Annotated in this window: 2 pseudogenes; both read right to left on the reverse strand. The window is 34.8% G+C overall.

What is annotated here, in order from left to right:
* Nucleotides 1–222, reverse strand: a pseudogene (gene mtnX, locus AC1DJR_RS34175) (2-hydroxy-3-keto-5-methylthiopentenyl-1-phosphate phosphatase); the annotation flags it as partial.
* Nucleotides 219–356 (reverse strand): annotated as a pseudogene (gene mtnW / locus AC1DJR_RS34180) (2,3-diketo-5-methylthiopentyl-1-phosphate enolase); the annotation flags it as partial. The pseudogenes mtnW and mtnX, both read right to left, overlap by 4 nt.

The following is a 356-nucleotide window of genomic DNA, read 5'->3' on the forward strand; positions in this document are numbered from 1 at the left end:
GATTTCAGCAGTTTCTTGTAAAAACTGAATAATATCATCGTGTAGATTAATAGGTATTAATCGAAATAATTGAGAAACACCTTCTTGAATAGAAAGTTCTTGCGATAAAATTTTTTGCTTTATTTCCTCTGCTTCTGGTGGTGCGAATTTTTCCATAATGGACATGATATTATCGTTATTTGTAATCGTACCATCGAAATCACAAAATACTTGAATACTCATAATTTCACCTCATGAGAAGGATTTCCCCATATTTGTAGTGCGCTATGCAAATTTATTTCATCCACTTCATGGAGTGGTTTACCTTGTAAAGTAGCTTCAATTGCAGCACGGAAAGCTTTGCCACCACCTTGGGC

The organism is Bacillus sp. 05T31, assembly GCF_056396725.1.